13 protein-coding genes and 2 CRISPR repeat arrays (1 of these 15 running past the window's edge) are annotated in these 15,778 nt (G+C 72.8%); of the genes, 10 read left to right on the top strand and 3 right to left on the bottom strand.

Features of this window, described 5'->3' with window-relative positions; genetic code table 11:
• The first annotated feature begins 32 nt into the window (after nucleotides 1-32).
• From C0216_RS32030 to C0216_RS32015, 4 genes are read left to right on the top strand one after another with little or no spacing between them, the layout of a single operon-like run.
• Nucleotides 33-1,643, top strand: a complete 1,611-nt coding sequence (locus C0216_RS32030) for a PfaD family polyunsaturated fatty acid/polyketide biosynthesis protein (RefSeq protein ID WP_114059279.1) — start codon at nucleotides 33-35, stop codon at nucleotides 1,641-1,643.
• Complete coding sequence (locus C0216_RS32025; RefSeq protein ID WP_114059278.1) at nucleotides 1,640-3,361, top strand: acyl-CoA dehydrogenase family protein; 1,722 nt, start codon at nucleotides 1,640-1,642, stop codon at nucleotides 3,359-3,361. Before C0216_RS32030 ends, C0216_RS32025 begins: the two co-directional genes overlap by 4 nt.
• Entirely contained in the window at nucleotides 3,361-5,157 is a 1,797-nt protein-coding gene (locus tag C0216_RS32020) for an acyl-CoA dehydrogenase family protein (protein ID WP_114059277.1), read from the top strand. Before C0216_RS32025 ends, C0216_RS32020 begins: the two co-directional genes overlap by 1 nt.
• A gap of 31 nt (nucleotides 5,158-5,188) precedes the next feature.
• Nucleotides 5,189-6,496 carry an NAD(P)/FAD-dependent oxidoreductase gene (locus C0216_RS32015; protein ID WP_114059276.1) on the top strand — a complete coding sequence of 436 codons (1,308 nt, stop codon included), beginning with the start codon at nucleotides 5,189-5,191 and terminating at the stop codon, nucleotides 6,494-6,496.
• Here the strand turns inward: C0216_RS32015 and C0216_RS32010 are convergent.
• Complete coding sequence (locus C0216_RS32010; protein WP_114059275.1) at nucleotides 6,474-7,169, bottom strand: MerR family transcriptional regulator; 696 nt, start codon at nucleotides 7,167-7,169, stop codon at nucleotides 6,474-6,476. The genes C0216_RS32015 and C0216_RS32010 overlap by 23 nt on opposite strands.
• A gap of 105 nt (nucleotides 7,170-7,274) precedes the next feature.
• Between C0216_RS32010 and C0216_RS32005 the strand changes: the two genes are divergently transcribed.
• The 4 genes from C0216_RS32005 to C0216_RS31990 all read left to right on the top strand — a co-directional run bounded on the left by C0216_RS32005 (nucleotide 7,275) and on the right by C0216_RS31990 (nucleotide 10,226).
• On the top strand, nucleotides 7,275-7,688 hold the full coding sequence (locus C0216_RS32005; RefSeq protein WP_428985509.1) for a DUF3291 domain-containing protein: 414 nt from the start codon (nucleotides 7,275-7,277) through the stop codon (nucleotides 7,686-7,688).
• A gap of 256 nt (nucleotides 7,689-7,944) precedes the next feature.
• Nucleotides 7,945-9,339 (top strand): DHA2 family efflux MFS transporter permease subunit, encoded by a 1,395-nt coding sequence (locus C0216_RS32000; protein ID WP_246043057.1) that lies wholly within the window; start codon nucleotides 7,945-7,947, stop codon nucleotides 9,337-9,339.
• 111 nt (nucleotides 9,340-9,450) lie between these two features.
• Complete coding sequence (locus C0216_RS31995) at nucleotides 9,451-9,906, top strand: hypothetical protein (RefSeq protein ID WP_114059273.1); 456 nt, start codon at nucleotides 9,451-9,453, stop codon at nucleotides 9,904-9,906.
• Nucleotides 9,903-10,226, top strand: a complete 324-nt coding sequence (locus C0216_RS31990) for a winged helix-turn-helix domain-containing protein (protein ID WP_114059272.1) — start codon at nucleotides 9,903-9,905, stop codon at nucleotides 10,224-10,226. The genes C0216_RS31995 and C0216_RS31990 overlap by 4 nt, the downstream gene beginning before the upstream one ends.
• 51 nt (nucleotides 10,227-10,277) lie before the next feature.
• On the opposite strand, the gene C0216_RS33725 is transcribed toward C0216_RS31990, so the two are convergent.
• The gene (locus tag C0216_RS33725) at nucleotides 10,278-10,526 is read right to left on the bottom strand and encodes a hypothetical protein (protein ID WP_162793368.1); all 249 of its coding nucleotides are present in this window, start codon (nucleotides 10,524-10,526) and stop codon (nucleotides 10,278-10,280) included.
• Between the two features lie 605 nt (nucleotides 10,527-11,131).
• On the opposite strand from C0216_RS33725, the gene C0216_RS31980 reads away from it, so the two are divergent.
• Together C0216_RS31980 and C0216_RS33720 are read left to right on the top strand one after the other, a co-directional pair.
• Nucleotides 11,132-12,388: a helix-turn-helix domain-containing protein gene (locus C0216_RS31980; protein ID WP_114059270.1), complete on the top strand. Its 1,257-nt coding sequence runs from the start codon at nucleotides 11,132-11,134 to the stop codon at nucleotides 12,386-12,388.
• Between the two features lie 87 nt (nucleotides 12,389-12,475).
• Nucleotides 12,476-13,093 carry a hypothetical protein gene (locus C0216_RS33720; protein ID WP_162793367.1) on the top strand — a complete coding sequence of 206 codons (618 nt, stop codon included), beginning with the start codon at nucleotides 12,476-12,478 and terminating at the stop codon, nucleotides 13,091-13,093.
• Between the two features lie 90 nt (nucleotides 13,094-13,183).
• Nucleotides 13,184-14,005: direct repeats of the CRISPR family, unit length 29 nt; unit sequence GGGGTCATCCCCGCGCGTGCGGGGAGCAG.
• Nucleotides 14,006-14,064: 59 nt separating this feature from the next.
• On the opposite strand, the gene C0216_RS31975 is transcribed toward C0216_RS33720, so the two are convergent.
• A protein-coding gene (locus C0216_RS31975) for an IS3 family transposase (protein ID WP_114059269.1) occupies nucleotides 14,065-15,305 on the bottom strand; the annotation gives its coding sequence in 2 pieces (ribosomal slippage) (nucleotides 14,065-14,969 and nucleotides 14,969-15,305; 1,242 coding nt in all).
• Nucleotides 15,306-15,389: 84 nt separating this feature from the next.
• A CRISPR array of direct repeats spans nucleotides 15,390-15,778; the repeat unit is 29 nt; unit sequence GGGGTCATCCCCGCGCGTGCGGGGAGCAG (it continues 679 nt past the right edge of the window).

The following is a 15,778-nucleotide window of genomic DNA, read 5'->3' as shown; positions in this document are numbered from 1 at the left end:
CGACAGCTGAGCCCAAGGAGCTTCGTTTCCCCATGGACACTCTCGAGACCCCTCTCCGGTGGTACGGAGAGCGCAACCCGAGCATCGACCCCGCCGGGATCTACCAGGTGCTGGCCGATCTGGACCACCCGTGTTTCATCACCGTCACCCGTGAGGGCATCGGCGCCGCGGCCGGCGGTTTCGCGACCGCCGACGGCGACGGCCTGCCCCTGCTGGCCGCCGCGCAGCCGCTCCCGCCGGAGCGGCTGGGCTCGGCCGCCTTCCGCGCCGCTCACGGGGTGAGGTACGCGTACATGGCGGGCGCCATGGCGGGCGGGATCGCCTCCGCCGACATGGTGGTCGCCCTCGCCCGGGAGGGGTTCCTCGCCTCCTTCGGCGCGGCCGGCCTGCTGCCCGAGCACATCGAGGCGGCGCTGGCCCGGTTCGCCGCGGAGATCCCCGGCCTGCCGTTCGCGGTGAACCTGATCCACAGCCCGAGCGAGGACCGGCTGGAGCGGGAGGCCGTCGAGCTGTTCCTGCGGCACGGGGTGCGCTGCGTCGAGGCGTCGGCGTACATGGACCTCACCCCGCACGTGGTGCGCTACCGGCTGGCAGGGCTGCGCCGGGACGAGGACGGCCGCATCGCCGCCGACAACCGGCTGATCGCCAAGATCAGCCGGCCGGAGACCGCCGAGCGGTTCATGCGCCCGGCGCCGGCCGCGCTGGTCGCGGCCCTGCTGGAGCAGGGGCTGGTGACGGCGGAGCAGGCCGAGCTGGCCCGCCATCTGCCGCTGGCCGACGACATCACCGTCGAGGCCGACTCCGGCGGCCACACCGACCGCCGGCCGCTGCCCGCACTGCTGCCGACGATCCTGCGGCTGCGCGACCACGTCCAGCGCGAGTACCGGTACGCCGTCCCGATCCGGGTCGGCGCCGGCGGCGGCCTGGGCACGCCCGTCGCGGTGGCGGCCGCCTTCGCGATGGGCGCCGCGTACGCGGTGACCGGCTCGGTGAACCAGTCCTGCCTGGAGTCGGGCGCCTCCACCGCCGCCAAGGCGATGCTCGCCGAGGCGGGCATCGCGGACTGCGAGATGGCCCCGGCGGCCGACATGTTCGAGATGGGCGTGGACCTCCAGGTCCTGAAGAAGGGCACGTTCTTCCCGATGCGCGCCCGCCGCCTGTACGAGCTGTACCAGGCGTACGACGGCCTGGAGGACATCCCGGCCGCCGACCGGGCGAAGCTGGAGTCGCAGGTGTTCCGGCGGCCGCTGGAGGACGTCTGGCAGGAGTGCGTGAAGTACTTCAGCCGCCGCGACCCCGAGCAGCTGGCCCGCGCGGCCGACAGCCCGAAGCGGAAGATGGCCCTGGTGTTCCGCTGGTACCTGGGCATGGCCTCGCGGTGGGCGGTCGTCGGCGACGCGGACCGCGCCATGGACTACCAGGTGTGGTGCGGGCCGGCCATGGGCAGCTTCAACGACTGGGTGACCGGCAGCTACCTCAAGACGCCCGGCAACCGCCGGGTCGCCGAGGTGGCCCACCACCTGATGCGGGGCGCCGCCTTCCACACCCGGCTGAACCAGCTGCGCAACGCGGGCGTGCACGTCCCGGCGTCCGCCGCGGACTACCGGCCGGTGCCGCTGGAGACCTCGGCGGGGATGCCGTGAGCGTGCGCGACGCGGAGGAGCTGGAGGCGCTGCTGGGCGACCCGGCGGACGACGCGAATCCGTACGGGTTCGCGGCGGCCGTCGGCCGCGACGAGCGGGACGCGTTCCCGGCGGAGTTCTGCGCGGAGCTGGCGCGGGCCGGGTTCCACCTGAACTACCTGCCCAAGGAGTGGGGCGGCACGTTCGAGGCCTTCGACCGCAGCCTGACGCTGGTGCGGTCGGCGGCCCGCCGGGACGTGAACATCATGCCCGGCACGATGTTCAGCATCATCGCGGCGACCTGCCTGCAGCTGCACGGCAGCGTGGAGCAGCAGCAGCTCGCCGCGGAGGTCCTGCGCGGCGGCGGCGCGGTGGGCTTCGCGCTCACCGAGTCGGCGCACGGCAGCGACCTGCTGGCCAACGAGGTCGCGCTGAGCGCGGACGGCGTGCTGGACGGCGAGAAGTGGATGGTCGGGCTGGGCCTGCGGTGCGAGGCGGTGTACGTGGTCGCCCGCACCGGGGCCCGCGGTCCCGGCGCGTTCTCGGCGGTCCTGCTGGACCTGCGGGACGTGCCGGCGGGGCAGCTGGAGCGGCTGCCGGCGGCCGCGACGAACGGGATGCGCGGCATCGACCTGGCGCGGCTGCGGTTCACGGGCCTGCGGGTGCCGGACGGGGCGCGCGTCGGCCGGGAGGGCGAGGGCCTGGAGGCAGCCGTCAAGGCGCAGCAGGCGGTCCGCCTGATGAGCATGGCCGGCAGCCTGGGCATCGCGGACAGCGCCGTCCGCATCGCCCTGGACTTCGCGGCCGTGCGGAAGGTCGGCAGGGCGGTGCTGGCGGCGTCGCCGTGGCCGCGGCGCGAGCTGTCGGTCGCCGCGGCGGCGCTGCTCGCGGCGGACGTGTCGGCGCTGACCGCGGCCCGCGGCGTGCACGTGGTGCCGGAGGCGTTCTCGGTGTGGGCTCCGGCGGCCAAGCACGTGGTGGCGGAGTCCTGCGAGGAGCTGGTGCGGCGGGCGGGCGCGGTGCTCGCCACCCGCTCGGTGCTGCGGGAGGGCGAGGGCGGCGCGGGGCTGTTCCAGAAGCTCCAGCGGGACACGGCGGTGGTCCGGGTGATCGACGCGAGCACCCTGGCGAACCTGAAGTCGTACGCCGGCCAGGTGCCCACCCTCACCGAGGGCGGGGCCGCGGCGGCCGATCCGGGGGCGCTGTCCGCGGTGTTCGCCCTGGATGCCGCGCTGCCGGCGTACGAGCCGGGCCGGCTCGACATGTTCGCGCGGGGCGCCGACCCGGTCCTGGCGGCCCTGCCCGGGGCGGCCGCGGAGGTGGCGGCGGCCCTGGCGGCGGACGCGTCCGCCGCACCGGTCGCGGCGCTGGTGGAGGAGCTGGCGGGCGCGGTGGCGGGGCTGGGCGGGCTGATCCGCGCGGCCCGCGGGCCGGGCGCCGACCCGAACGCGCTGGTGGACGCGGCCGAGCGGTACGCGTGGCTGCACGCGGCGGGCTGCGCGGTCCACCTGTGGCGGGCCAACCGGGACCGCTCCCTGTACGGGACGGAGCCCGGCTCGGCCGGCTGGCTGGGCGCGGTCGTCGGCTATCTGCTGGCCCGCGCCGACGGCAGCGACCCGCGGCGGCGGGGCGCGGTGCTGGAGCCGGCGCTCGACGCGGCGCTGGCCATGCGGGAGTCCGGCCTGCTGTTCACCGCGCTGCCGGTGCGGCTGGCCTCGAACCGACGGGAAGAGTCCTGATGTCCAAGTCCGATCTGACCGCGCTGGCCGCGGAGCTCGAGGAGTACCTCGGCGACCCGCACGACCCGGACAGCCGGATGCCGTTCGCCGGGGTGCTGGAGTTCGACGAGAGCGGCGCCTATCCGGTGCACTACGTGAACCTGCTGCGCCGGTGGGGCGCGCACCTGCGGGGCCTGCCGGCCGAGCAGGGCGGCCTCGCGGGCAACGTGGAGACCGGCGTCAACCTGATGCGCCTGGTGGCGCGCCGCGACCCGTCGACCGCGGTCGGCACGGCGCTCAACAACCTCAGCTTCATGCCGGCGTGGATCACGGGCACGGAGGAGCAGAAGCGCTCGCTGATCGCGGACATGCGGCGGGGCAGCTCGATGTCCTGGGGCCTGTCGGAGCGGGTGCACGGCAGCGACCTGGTGGCGAACGAGGTGCGGGCCGAGCGGGTCGAGGGCGGCTGGCGGCTGTACGGCGAGAAGTGGCCGATCGGCAATGCGACGGTCGCCGACAAGATGGTCGTCTTCGCGCGGACCGGGGAGCGGCCGGGCCCGGCCGCGTACTCGCTGTTCGTGGTGGACAAGTGGCTGGCGGAGCCGGGCACGGTCGAGGACACGCCGTTCGAGAACCTGTACGGGGTGCGGGCGCTGGACCTCAGCGGGGTCCGCTTCGACGGGACGTTCGTCCCGGACTCGGCGATGCTGGGGCGCCGCGGGGAGGGTCTGGAGATCGCCCTGAAGGCGAGCCAGACGGCCCGCGTGGTGCTGATGCACCTGGCGCTGGCCGCGGTGGACACGAGCCTGCGCCTGGCGGTGGACTTCGCGGAGAACCGGGTGCTGCTGGGCGACACCGTCGCGGACGTCCCGTACACGCGGCGCCAGCTGGCGGAGGCGTTCGCGGACCTGATGCTGGCGGACGCGGTGTTCCTGGGGGCGACGCGCAGCCTGCAGGCGGCCCCGGAGCAGGTCAGCGTGTGGTCGTCGGTGGTGAAGTACCTGGTGCCGACGAAACTGCAGCGGACGCTGTCGCAGCTGACGGTGGTGCTGGGCGCGCGGACGTTCGTCCGCGACCACCCGCACTACGGCATGCACCAGAAGATGGTCCGCGACATCCTGATCACCGACATCGCCGACGGCAACACGGTGGTGAACCTGCGCAACCTGGGCCACCAGCTGGGCAGCCTGCTGGCGTCGGCGGCCGACCCGGACCCGGCGGCCGTGGCGGTGGCCGAGGAGCGCGCCGCGACGCTGTTCGGGATGGACGCGGAGCTGCCGCCGTACGCGCCGTGGAAGCAGGAGCTGTTCAGCCGCGGCGGCCTGGACGACGCGGTGCTGGCCGCGCCGGACGGGATCCGCCGGCTGCGGGAGCTCGCGGAGCGGGCCGCGGGCACGGACCGGGAGCGGCTGCTGGCCGCGGCGGACACCGCGGAGGAGCTGGTGGGGCGCGCGGGCGCGCTGCACGGGCGGGCGCGGGACCTGAAGGCGCGGCTGGGCCGGGCGTACGCGCAGTCGCCGGAGCTGTTCGACCTGGCCAAGGAGTACTGCCTGGTGCACGCGGCGGCGGCGGTCGTGCTGTCGTACGTTCACTCGCAGGGGGTATTCGAGGCCCCGCTCCCCAATCCCGCTCTACTGCTGCTCCAGTTGGAGCGCGTACGCAGGGAGTTGTACCCGCACGAAGCGGTCACGGACCAGTCCGTGGTCGACGACGTGATGCAGGTGCTGCGGCATCTGCACCGGGAGGACCGGCTGTTCTCGCTCTGGCAGTTCCCGCTCGCCAAGCGGACCTCCGACTCCTCCGCCGCCCGCATCTGACATCGCCGCAACGACTGTGAAGGACGTTTCCATGTCGCAGAATCCCACTCCCCGCGTCGCGATCGTCGGCGCCGGCGTCGCCGGGATCTCCGCTGCCTACCACCTGCGCGGGCACGCGCAGATCACCGTGTTCGAGCGGGAGGACCGGCTCGGCGGGCACGCCAACACCGTGGAGGTGGAGGACGACGGCCGCATCCTCGGCATCGACACCGCTTTCGTGGTCTTCAACCGGCCGGCCTACCCGAACCTGTTCGGCTTCTTCGAGGAGCTGGGCGTGGAGGCGGTGGAGCACCTGGGCGGCTTCAACTTCTTCGACCTGGACAGCGGGCTGGAGTACGGCACGCGCGAGCTGGACCTGTCGGAGGAGGAGGTCGTCGGCCGCTACTCGGAGGAGTTCGTCACGATCTGGCGGGAGGCGCGCCGCTTCCACGAGGAGGGCCGCCGCGACTTCCTGCGCAAGAAGGCGGACATCCCGCTGGGCGAGTACCTCGACCGGGGCGGCTACAGCGAGGCGTTCCGCTACTCGTACGTGATCCTGCTGTGCTCGGCGGTGTGGTCGGTGCCGGCGGAGCTGATCTGGGAGATCCCGGCCTCGACGGTGATCGCCTTCTACCTGGGGCACGACGAGGGCGGGCTCGGCGGCCGCAAGGTCGACTGGCGGACGGTCGGCGGCGGCTCGATCTCGTACGTGCGCAAGGCGGTCGCCGCGATCGGCGGCGACCTGCGGGTGGCGGAGCCGGCGACGTCGATCCGGCAGGAGGCGGACGGCGTCACGGTGACGACGGCCCGGGGCAGCGAGACGTTCGACTACGTCGTCGTGGGCACGCACGCGGACGAGGCGCTGGCGCTGCTGGAGAACCCGACGGCCCGCCAGAAGGAGGTGCTGGGGCCGGTGCGCTACAGCTCCTCGCGGGTGGTGCTGCACACGGACGCGTCGGTGATGCCGGCGACGAGGGAGCGCTGGGAGGCCTGGAACTACGGGCAGGTCGTGGCGGGCGGCGAGGCGAAGCAGTACGTGGCGTACTACATGAACAAGCTGCACGGCTTCACCGCGGAGAAGGACTACTTCGTGACGCTGGACTACCCGCTGGAGGTGGACCCGGAGTCGGTGATCGCGGAGTTCCCGTACACGCACCCGATCATCGACATCAACGTCCGCAACCTCCAGGCGGACATATACAACGTCAACGAGGGGACGCGGCTGAAGCTGGCCGGCTCCTACTTCCACTCCCGGAAGCTGGGCTGGGACCAGATCGGCTCGCACGAGGCGGGCTTCTCCTCGGGCGCCGAGGCCGCGGCCCAGCTCCTGAAGGAGCTCAGGGAGCAGGCGGAGGGCTGACACCGCCCGCGGGCGCGCCGGGAGCGTCCGGGCCCTCGGGCCCGGCGCCCCGGCGGACCGCGGACTGGTGCTCCTGGGCGAGCCGGCGCAGCGCCATGAGGGCCGGCTCCAGCAGGACCGTCAGCACCAGGGCCCGCTCGGCCATTTCGAGCGGGTCCCGGATCCCCTCGATCCCGTCGAGGTCGACGGCGGCGATCCGCGCGGCGAGCTCGCCGTAGGGGACGAGCCGCTTCCAGTCGTAGTCCGTGCCGAGCTCGGCGAGGGTGTCGAGGGTCCGGGCGACGACCGCCTTGCCGGAGGCGTCCTCGGACACCTGCCAGCCGAGGGCGTCCAGCAGGGCGTCGACCTCGGACATGCGGGGGCTCGCCGCGCCCCCGGCCGCGTCCCCGGTGTCCGCCGCGTCGGCGGTGGCTCCGAGGACGAGGCCGAGGACGCGGTGGGGGTCGCCCTCCCGCTCGTACACGCCGCCGAGGACCTCCTTGGCGGCGCCCACGCTCAGCCCGCGCACCCCGACCAGGGCCCGGACCAGCCGGAGCCGCCGTACGTGCGAATCGTCGTACTCGGCCTGGTTCGGGGCGGTCGCGCGTCCGGGATGCAGCAGTCCCTCGCGGAGGTAGTACTTGATGGTGGTGATCGGCACCCCGCTGCGGCGGCTCAGCTCCGAGATACGCATCGCTCTTCCTTCTCCCGGCTCATTTTTGCACTTGATTAGCTAGTGGACAGTTCCACTATCTATCATGGATACTGCCACTCACCAATACTGAAGGCGAGACCCACGGTGCCCAAACTCACCTGGCAGAGCAGCAAGCAGGTCCCCGCTGACACCCGGACCCACATCATGGCCTCCCGCTTCGAGGTCAGGTCGTTCGCCGACGTCCCCCGCTTCTTCGTCCGCGCCCTCGCGGCCTGGGCCCAGCTGAAGACGTCGCGCGGAGCCGTCGAGGCCTCCCTGATCGCCCAACCCCTCAAGCGCACGTTCTGGACGCTGTCCGCCTGGGAGAGCCGCGAGGCGATCCACGGCTACGCGAGGACCGAACCGCACCGCGGCATCATGCGCGAACTGCGGCCCACGATGCGCACGGCCGTCTTCACCTTCTGGGAGCTGCCCGTCGGCGAACTCCCGCTGGACTGGGACGACGCGCGCGCCCGCCTCGCCGCGCAACTGCGCGCGGACGCCGAGAACGCCTCCTGACGGCGCCCTCCGGGCGCGCCGCACTCCGCCCGGACCCCTCTTCTCCCGACCCGGGACACCCCCGCCCCGGGTCGGGCCCCTCCTCTGCACGACCGTCTTCCGTCCCCGCCTTCGTACTGGAGACCCCCGGATGAGCACGAACCAGACCAAGACCCCGAGCACGGGCCCCGGCGGCCCGGGCGCCTTAGGAGCGGACGACGGCGCGGGGCGCCGCCGCCCGGCCCTGTGGCTGCTGATCACCGCGACGAGCGTCCCGATGTTCATGGTCGCCCTGAACAACCTCGTCGTCTCCACGGCCCTGCCGACCCTGGCCAGGGACCTGAGCGCGGACACGCAGGACCTCCAGTGGTTCGTCAACGCGTACGTCCTGGCGTTCGCCTGCCTGCTCCTGACGGGCGCGGCCCTCGGCGACCGGTTCGGCCGGCGCAGGGTCTTCCTCCTGGGCATCGGCCTCTTCACCGCCGCCTCGGTCTACTGCGGCCTGTGCGACACCACCGCCGAGCTGATCGCCGGCCGCACCGCGCAGGGCGTGGGCGCGGCGGCCGTGATGCCGCTGTCGATGACGCTGCTGGCGCAGGCCGTACCCGCCAACCGGCGCAACCTGGCCCTCGGCCTGTGGTCGGCGTTCAGCGGCCTGGCCGTGGCCTTCGGCCCGCTGGTCGGCGGCGCCGTCGTCGACGGCATCGACTGGCACTGGATCTTCTGGATCAACGTGCCCGTCTGCCTGATCGCGGTCCCGCTGGTGCTGAAGGTCCTGGACGAGAGCCGGCTGGCCGGCACCCGCCTCGACCTGTTCGGCATGGTCCTGGCCACGGGCGGGCTCGTCGCCCTGGTCTGGGGCATCGTCAACGGCTCCGAGGACGGCTGGACCGACGGCACCATCATCGGCGCGTTCGCCGCCGGCGTGGTCCTGCTCGCCGGGTTCGTCGCCTGGGAGGCACGGGCCGCAGAGCCGATGCTGCCGCTGTCGCTGTACCGGATCCGCTCGTTCGTCCTCTGCAACGCGGTCTCGGGGGCGATGTACTTCGGCGTCTTCGGGTCGATCTTCCTGCTCTCCCAGTACCTCCAGATCGCCCCGGTGCGCACCCCGCTGGAGGCGGGCGTGCTGACCCTGGCGTGGACCCTGATGCCGATGTTCATCGCGCCGGTGGCCGGCATCCTGACCGACCGCGTCGGCGGCGGCCGCCTGATGGCGCTCGGCCTCTTCCTCCAGGCGGTCGGCCTCGGCTGGATCGCCCTGGCGGCGACGGACAACACCCCGTACTCGCACCTCGTCGGCGGCATGATCATCGGCGGTACGGGCATGGGCTTCGCCTTCGCCCCGACCGCGGCGGTCGTCCTCGCGTCGGTCTCGCAGAAGCTGTACGGCACGGCGTCGGGCGCGAACACCACGGCCCGCGAGGTCGGCGGCGCCCTCGGCATCGCCGTCCTGGCCACGGTGTTCGTCCGCAACGGCTCCGCGGAGAACGCCCAGCAGTTCGTGGACGGCATGAAGCCGGCGATCTGGGTCGGCGTGGCGGTGGTCCTCGTGGGCGCCGCGGCCGCCCTGGCGATCCCGCGCACGCCCACCGCCCGCCCGGCGGCGGACGAGCCGACGCCGGACGAGACAGCCCCCCAGCCGGCGAAGGCGACGGCGACGGCGACGGTCTGACACTCCGCCAACCCCGCCCGGGGCCCGGCCGGTTGACCCGGCCGGGCCCTGCCACACCCGCCGACAACGGGGCCTTCCCCCGCGGCATCTACTTGCTAGAGTGGAAAGTAGATGCCGAACGGAAACGAGCGGGGCGGGTACGGAATGACGGCGAACCAAGCAGACGCAATCAGCACCCTGCAGGGCACGGCGCGGATCGAGGCAGCAGCATCCCAGGCAGGCAGGGGCTGGTACGGCCGCTACCTGTGGCTGTTCGCCGCATGGCAGCTCGTCCTCGTCCCCGCGGTCCTGCTGTGGCGCGGGCCGGCAGCACTGGCCGTCACGATGCCGGCCAACGTCCTGGCGGTGACGGCCCTCTCCGTGTTCGCCGTACGCCAGCCGGTGGTGCCGCGCGGCCTGGGCCGCAGCCACCTGACGGTGATCGCCGCCTGGGCCGCGGCATACGCCGCGAGCCTCGCCCTGGGCCTGTCCGCCTTCGAGGGCAGCATCCCCTTCGCGGCCGCGGCGGCCCTGGCCTGCGCGGCCCCGGCGGCGGCCGCCGCCCTCCGCGAATCCCGCCCGGCATGACGAACAGGCCGGCCCCGCCGACGGGGCACCCCCGCCACGCCCTCGAACCCCTCCTCACCTCGGCGGTCCGCCTGTCCGTCGTGGCGGCGCTCGCAGGCATCGACAAGGCCGAGTTCGCCTACGTCCGCGACCTGGTGGAGATCACGGACTCGGCGCTCTCGAAGCAGGCGACACGCCTGGAGGAGGCGGGCTGGCTGGGCATCGAGAAGGGCCGGGCAGGCCGCCGCCCCCGCACATGGCTGTACCTGACCGACACCGGCCGCGCCGCCTACACCCGCCACGTGACCGCCCTACGGGCCATCGCGGGCCCCCTGCACTGACGCCTGGCCACGGGTGGGCAGCGAGGCGATTCAGCCGGGTTCAGGCAATCCCTAGCCGCCGCATGCCCTGAGGAAGCGCTGCAGGTCCTTCGACCGCTGTTTGTGGATACTTTGCAGAGCTTCGCTGTTCCTGGCTTCGAGGGCATCGGCGTAGAGCCGCATGTCCGTGGCCACGGCGGCGAGCGCCAACCTGACCTCGAGGCCGTCGGCCCTGTCGGCGGCAGCGTCGAAGTTCGACGCGAATCCCCGCCATTGGGAGGGGGCCGTATCGCCTTCCAGCGCGGCGGTCGTGGCGCTCACAGCATCAGTGCCGGCCCGGCAACCAGGGTCCACCCGCGACGTGGGCTGCTTCGTACGGGTCGGCAGGGGCCGCGGACTGTACCCCGTCGGTGTGGCGGCGACCGGAGACGACTCGGCTCCAGGACTCAGCAGATCCCGCAGCTCCTTCGGGCTCTCGACCCCTAACCAGGCGAAGATCGCGAGAACGGATGCCGCCGCCCCGGCAACCGCCCCCCACCGGCCAGACTCGTTCCTGCTGGATCCACCCGCCATCGGTTCCTCCCCCGTCCATGCACACCGGCAGCACACCAGAAGCCGCCGTCACCCGCTCGCTGCCACTGCTTGACGAGCTTGTCGGAGGTACGCGAAGGGCGCGACGGCCCTCCGAGAATCTACGACGTGCCGAAGATGGTTGAAAGACCCGCAGCCGACCGACGCTTGCAGCGGCCAACGAACGAGGTGAGCTGTCGGCGGGTGAACAGACAAGCAGGCGAGTCCGCGGAAGGCCCCGTGTCGCATTCGGTGGCCCGGGCTCCCTACACGCAGAACACGAACACGCATCCCATGCGCACCGCGCCGCGCCCTACGCTGTCCGGTGTCGAGCTGCACAGAGAAGGGGCAAGGCCGTGTCAATCGATGCTCCCCCCGGCCCGCACGACAATCCCATCGCGTTCGGGCAACGTGTCCAGATCCACCGCACCCGTCGCGGCATGACCCGCGAGCAACTGGCCGGACTCCTCGGCCACCACCCGTCATGGGTGAAGAAGATCGAAACGGGCAGCATGCGCATGCCGCGGCTGCCGGAGATCCTGCGCATCGCGCAGGCCCTGCGGATCCGCCGCCTGGACGACCTCGTCGGCGACATGGGCGCCGAGCCGCACACCGACCTCTTCCTCGGCCCCGGCCACGACAGACTGGCGGCCGTCCGCACCGCCCTCGCCTCCTACGCTCCGCCCGGTACGTGCGAAGCCCCGTCGCCCGAGTTCCTGCGCGCCGCCCTCGACTCCGCGTGGCGCGCCCGCCACGGGGCGCCCGACCACCGCGAGGTGATCGGCTCACTCTTGCCTGGGCTGATCCGCGACACGCAGCTGGCAGTCCGTCAGGCCGACACGGCAGCAGAGCGGCGCGCCGCCCTGGCCCTCCAGGCGGAGGCGTGCTGCTTGGCCCAGTTCTTCGTCGCCTACCAGCCCGACCCGTCGCTGCTGTGGCGGGTCTCCGAGCGCGGGACGGCCGCGGCCCACGAATCCGAGGACCCGCACGCCATCGGCGTGGCCGCATGGCTGTCCGCGCAGGCCCACCGCGACTCGGGTCCCGGCCGCTACGACGAGGCGGACGAAGTCGTCCGGCAAGCCCTGCACCTACTCGAACCGAACCTGGACCGGGCACCCCAGCACATCCAGGCCCTCGTAGGCGCACTGCGCGCGGAGGCCGGCCTCACGGCCGCGAAGCGCCGAGAGACGGGCGCGGCGTGGGGCTGGTGGGAGCGCGCTGACCAGATCGCCCAACGGCTCCCCGCCGACTACTTCCACCCGATCACGTCCTTCGGCCGCGCGGTGATGGGCGCGCACGGCGTCAGCGTGGCCGTGGAGCTGCACTCCGGCGGCGAGGCCGCGCGCCAGGCCGCCCGGGCAGAAGCCGCCACCATCCCGTCGCGCCCGCGACGCGCCCGGCACCGCATCGAGCAGGCCCGCGCCTATCACCTGGACAGCCAGGCCGAAGCAGCCCTGACAACCCTCCAGCAGGCCCACGCGGCCGCCCCGGACACCACGCGCTACAACGGCTTCGCCCGCGTCATCGTCCTGGAAGAGACGACAAGCCGGGCCCCGGAACGCCGCCGCCTGGCCAGCCGCCTGGCCGTCGACCTCGGCCTCCTGGCCGCCTGACACAGGGGCCGAAACCGGGCCCCTCCCCCACTCCACAGGCCCCTACCGTCGTCGCCACACCGAGCCGACGACGGTAGGGAAGGCCCCTTGCAACAGGAAACATCACCCACGGACTGGTACGCCCGCACGCTGCACAACCCGGCGGAGGCGTACAAGGCATGGCGGACGTGCGGGGTGGCGGTACTCCCGCTCGGGGAGCACTTCGAGGCGATCCGCTTCCCGCAGGCTCTCGCAGCCGCAGCAGTCGGCTGCACCACGACGACCGTCGTAAACCTGGCCTTCGCGGACGCCCTGGAGGGCCCGATCATCCACGACCCCCGCGGCGGCAACTACTACCTCTTGGTCGCCCCCGGCACCCGAACCCGCTGGAACCGCACCCACCAACACCACGCCGAATGCCTCGGCACCAACACCCAACTCGGCGTCCCGCACCCCGCCCACGACCGCGCAACCCCCACTCGCCCGCTCTACTGGGCCAACCCACCCACCCCGAACACCCCGTTCTGCCGCACGGCGGCAGCAAACCTCCTCCTCCGCATCGCAACGGCCCGCCTGACGGAGTCGGCAGCAACCACCCCGTCTCAACCCCGGCACCGTCCGCCCAAAGCGCCGGGAAGCACCCACATCCTGAACGCCCAGCCCATCAAAGCGCAGGCCGAACCAGGACCCCAGCCCCCGCCGCCCCTACCCCGCAGGTTGTCTTGAACACCAGCCCTCTCCGGGCCGGCGCCCGAGGGACCATCCCCGCGTTTTCTGGGAGCAGGTCACGTAGATCGTGACGTCCTCGGTAGTGCGGGGGTCATCCCCGCGCGTGCGGGGAGCAGTCGGTCCGGACCGCCTTGGCGATGTTGGTCAGGGGGTCATCCCCGCGCGTGTGGGGAGCAGTCGGCCAGCACCGGCACCCGGTGCACGGCCACGGGGTCATCCCCGCGCGTGCGGGGAGCAGCGGGGCCCACCCGGTGTCTGGGTCCACGGCGCGGGGTCATCCCCGCGCGTGCGGGGAGCAGAAGGCGCTTCAGCAGGGCGTGCAGGACCGCCTGGGGTCATCCCCGCGCGTGCGGGGAGCAGTGGGCTCGGTCCGCCGCGCTGGGAGCCTGCTCGGGGTCATCCCCGCGCGTGCGGGGAGCAGCGCGTGGACAGCCACGCCAACGCCTGCTGCGAGGGGTCATCCCCGCGCGTGCGGGGAGCAGTGGGCGGCCCCCCCAACAGCTTCTCCAGGCGGGGGTCATCCCCGCGCGTGCGGGGAGCAGGCGGCGTGGGACTCGATGGCGCGTTCCCAGTGGGGGTCATCCCCGCGCGTGCGGGGAGCAGGCGGCGTGGGACTCGATGGCGCGTTCCCAGTGGGGGGTCATCCCCGCGCGTGCGGGGAGCAGCCGTCAGCGCGCTCCACGACCACCGTGACCGAGGGGTCATCCCCGCGCGTGCGGGGAGCAGTGCGCGTCCCCGCAGCAAGCGTTCGACGCCGCGGGGTCATCCCCGCGCGTGCGGGGAGCAGCGCCCGGGATGGACCGGGCGGGGCTCCGTGGTGGGGTCATCCCCGCGCGTGCGGGGAGCAGAGGAAGATGGAAACCATGACTGATCTTGTGCAGGGGTCATCCCCGCGCGTGCGGGGAGCAGTTGCACTCGGGGTACGGGAGCCCGGGCCTTCCCCCGTGATGGTGGACACGCGTCGTTGATCACGCAGCGAGCGTGAGCTTAGCCGCGTGGTGTCGGCGTTCGTATTCGTTGGGGCTGAGGTGGCCGTTGGCGGAGTGCCGACGGCGGGTGTTGTAGCGGGCCAGCCAGGCAAATACCGTCCTTCTGCAGGTGCCGGCGTCGCCGTAGTCGCGGGCGCCCTGGAGGGTCTCGCGTTTGAGGGACGCGTGGAAACTCTCGCAGGCCGCGTTGTCCGCGCTGGTGCCGACCGAACCCATCGACCGGGTCACGCCGAGTTGGTCGCAGAGGTCGGCGAAGGCCCGGGAGCCGTATTGGGCCCCGTGGTCGGAGTGGAACACGGCGCCGTCCAGGCCGCCGCGGGTCGAGGCCGCCATCTGCAGTGCGTCGGCGACCAGGCCGGTGCGCATGTGGTCGGCGATGGACCAGCCGACGACCTTGCGGCTGAAGCAGTCCAGCACGGTCGCGAGATAGAGGAACTCCCGGCCTGCGAGCGGGAGATAGGTGATGTCGCCCATGTATTTCCGCCCCGGCTCGGTGGCGGTGAAGTCCCGCTGGAACAGGTCCGGAACCTGTGATGCTGCCGGGTCCGGGACGGTGGTGCGGACGCGTCTGCGCAGGCGGATGCCGGTGATGGAGAACGTCCGCATGATGCGGGCGACCCGCTTCTCGTTTATCCGCAGGCCCTTCGCGCGGAGCTCGGCGGTCACCCGTGGGGAGCCGTAGGCGCCGCCGGACTCGTCGTGGACCTCGCGGATCCGCTCGGCCAGGAGCCGGTCCTCGCTCTGCCGGGACGCCCTCGCCTTCCTGCCGGAGAGCCACTTGTAGTAGCTGGACCGGTTCAGGCCCAAGACCTCGCACAGCCGCTTCACGCCGTAGGCGTCCCGGTGGTCGGCGACGAACTGGAAGCGACTCACCAGTTGGTCTCCCCGGCGAAATACTTGGCCGCCTTGCGGAGTATGTCCCGCTCGGTCGCCAGCTTCCGTTCGCTCGCTTCGAGTTCGGCCACCCGGGCCTCCAGCTGCCGGATCCGCTCGTCCGGATCGGCGGACGATGCCGTCTGCCCGGCCTGGGCCGCCGGCGTCCCGCCCGCAGAGGGGGCGGCGGCACCGCGGCGTTCGCGGTCCCGCAGCACCCACTCACGCAAGGTAGCCCGGTTGATACCCAGGTCGGCGGCGATGCTCTTGTACGTCGCCCCGGGCGTGGACTCGTACAGGGCCACGGCATCGGCCTTGAACTCGTCCGAGTAGTCCTTCATCGCCATCGGCGGTCTTCTCGCTTCCTCCGGATCAAGCAGATCCAGTATCAGCGTGTCCACCACTCAGGGGGAGGCCCCCCCCAGGCATTCGGGGGTCATCCCCGCGCGTGCGGGGAGCAGTCGGGGACGGGCCCTTTGGAGATGGAGGCTAGGGGGTCATCCCCGCGCGTGCGGGGAGCAGCGGTACAAGCCGGCCATCACGCGGCCGCACCAGGGGTCATCCCCGCGCGTGCGGGGAGCAGCATGCAGCCGCTCCCATCACGCTCGCTCAAGTGGGGTCATCCCCGCGCGTGCGGGGAGCAGCCCGGATCCGGGGGGCGCCCGCCGCCGTTGCGGGGGTCATCCCCGCGCGTGCGGGGAGCAGAATCGCGCGTTTCGCATGCTCAAGCAGGCAGGGGGGTCATCCCCGCGCGTGCGGGGAGCAGCCTTCGCCGGCCCCACGCTGGATCCATATCTGGGGGTCATCCCCGCGCGTGCGG

It is taken from the genome of Streptomyces globosus, assembly GCF_003325375.1.
In the GTDB taxonomy this organism is placed as follows: domain Bacteria; phylum Actinomycetota; class Actinomycetes; order Streptomycetales; family Streptomycetaceae; genus Streptomyces; species Streptomyces globosus_A.
This window is presented reverse-complemented; position numbering and strand designations above follow the sequence as displayed.

Bases quoted from the DNA above. Each gene is read 5' to 3' on its own strand.
- C0216_RS32030 (WP_114059279.1), top strand. From the start codon at position 33: ATGGACACTCTCGAGACCCCTCTCCGGTGGTACGGAGAGCGCAACCCG.
- C0216_RS32020 (WP_114059277.1), top strand. From the start codon at position 3,361: ATGTCCAAGTCCGATCTGACCGCGCTGGCCGCGGAGCTCGAGGAGTAC.
- C0216_RS32010 (WP_114059275.1), bottom strand. From the start codon at position 7,169: ATGCGTATCTCGGAGCTGAGCCGCCGCAGCGGGGTGCCGATCACCACC.
- C0216_RS31995 (WP_114059273.1), top strand. From the start codon at position 9,451: ATGCCGAACGGAAACGAGCGGGGCGGGTACGGAATGACGGCGAACCAA.
- C0216_RS31990 (WP_114059272.1), top strand. From the start codon at position 9,903: ATGACGAACAGGCCGGCCCCGCCGACGGGGCACCCCCGCCACGCCCTC.
- C0216_RS32000 (WP_246043057.1), top strand. From the start codon at position 7,945: ATGTTCATGGTCGCCCTGAACAACCTCGTCGTCTCCACGGCCCTGCCG.
- C0216_RS32015 (WP_114059276.1), top strand. From the start codon at position 5,189: ATGTCGCAGAATCCCACTCCCCGCGTCGCGATCGTCGGCGCCGGCGTC.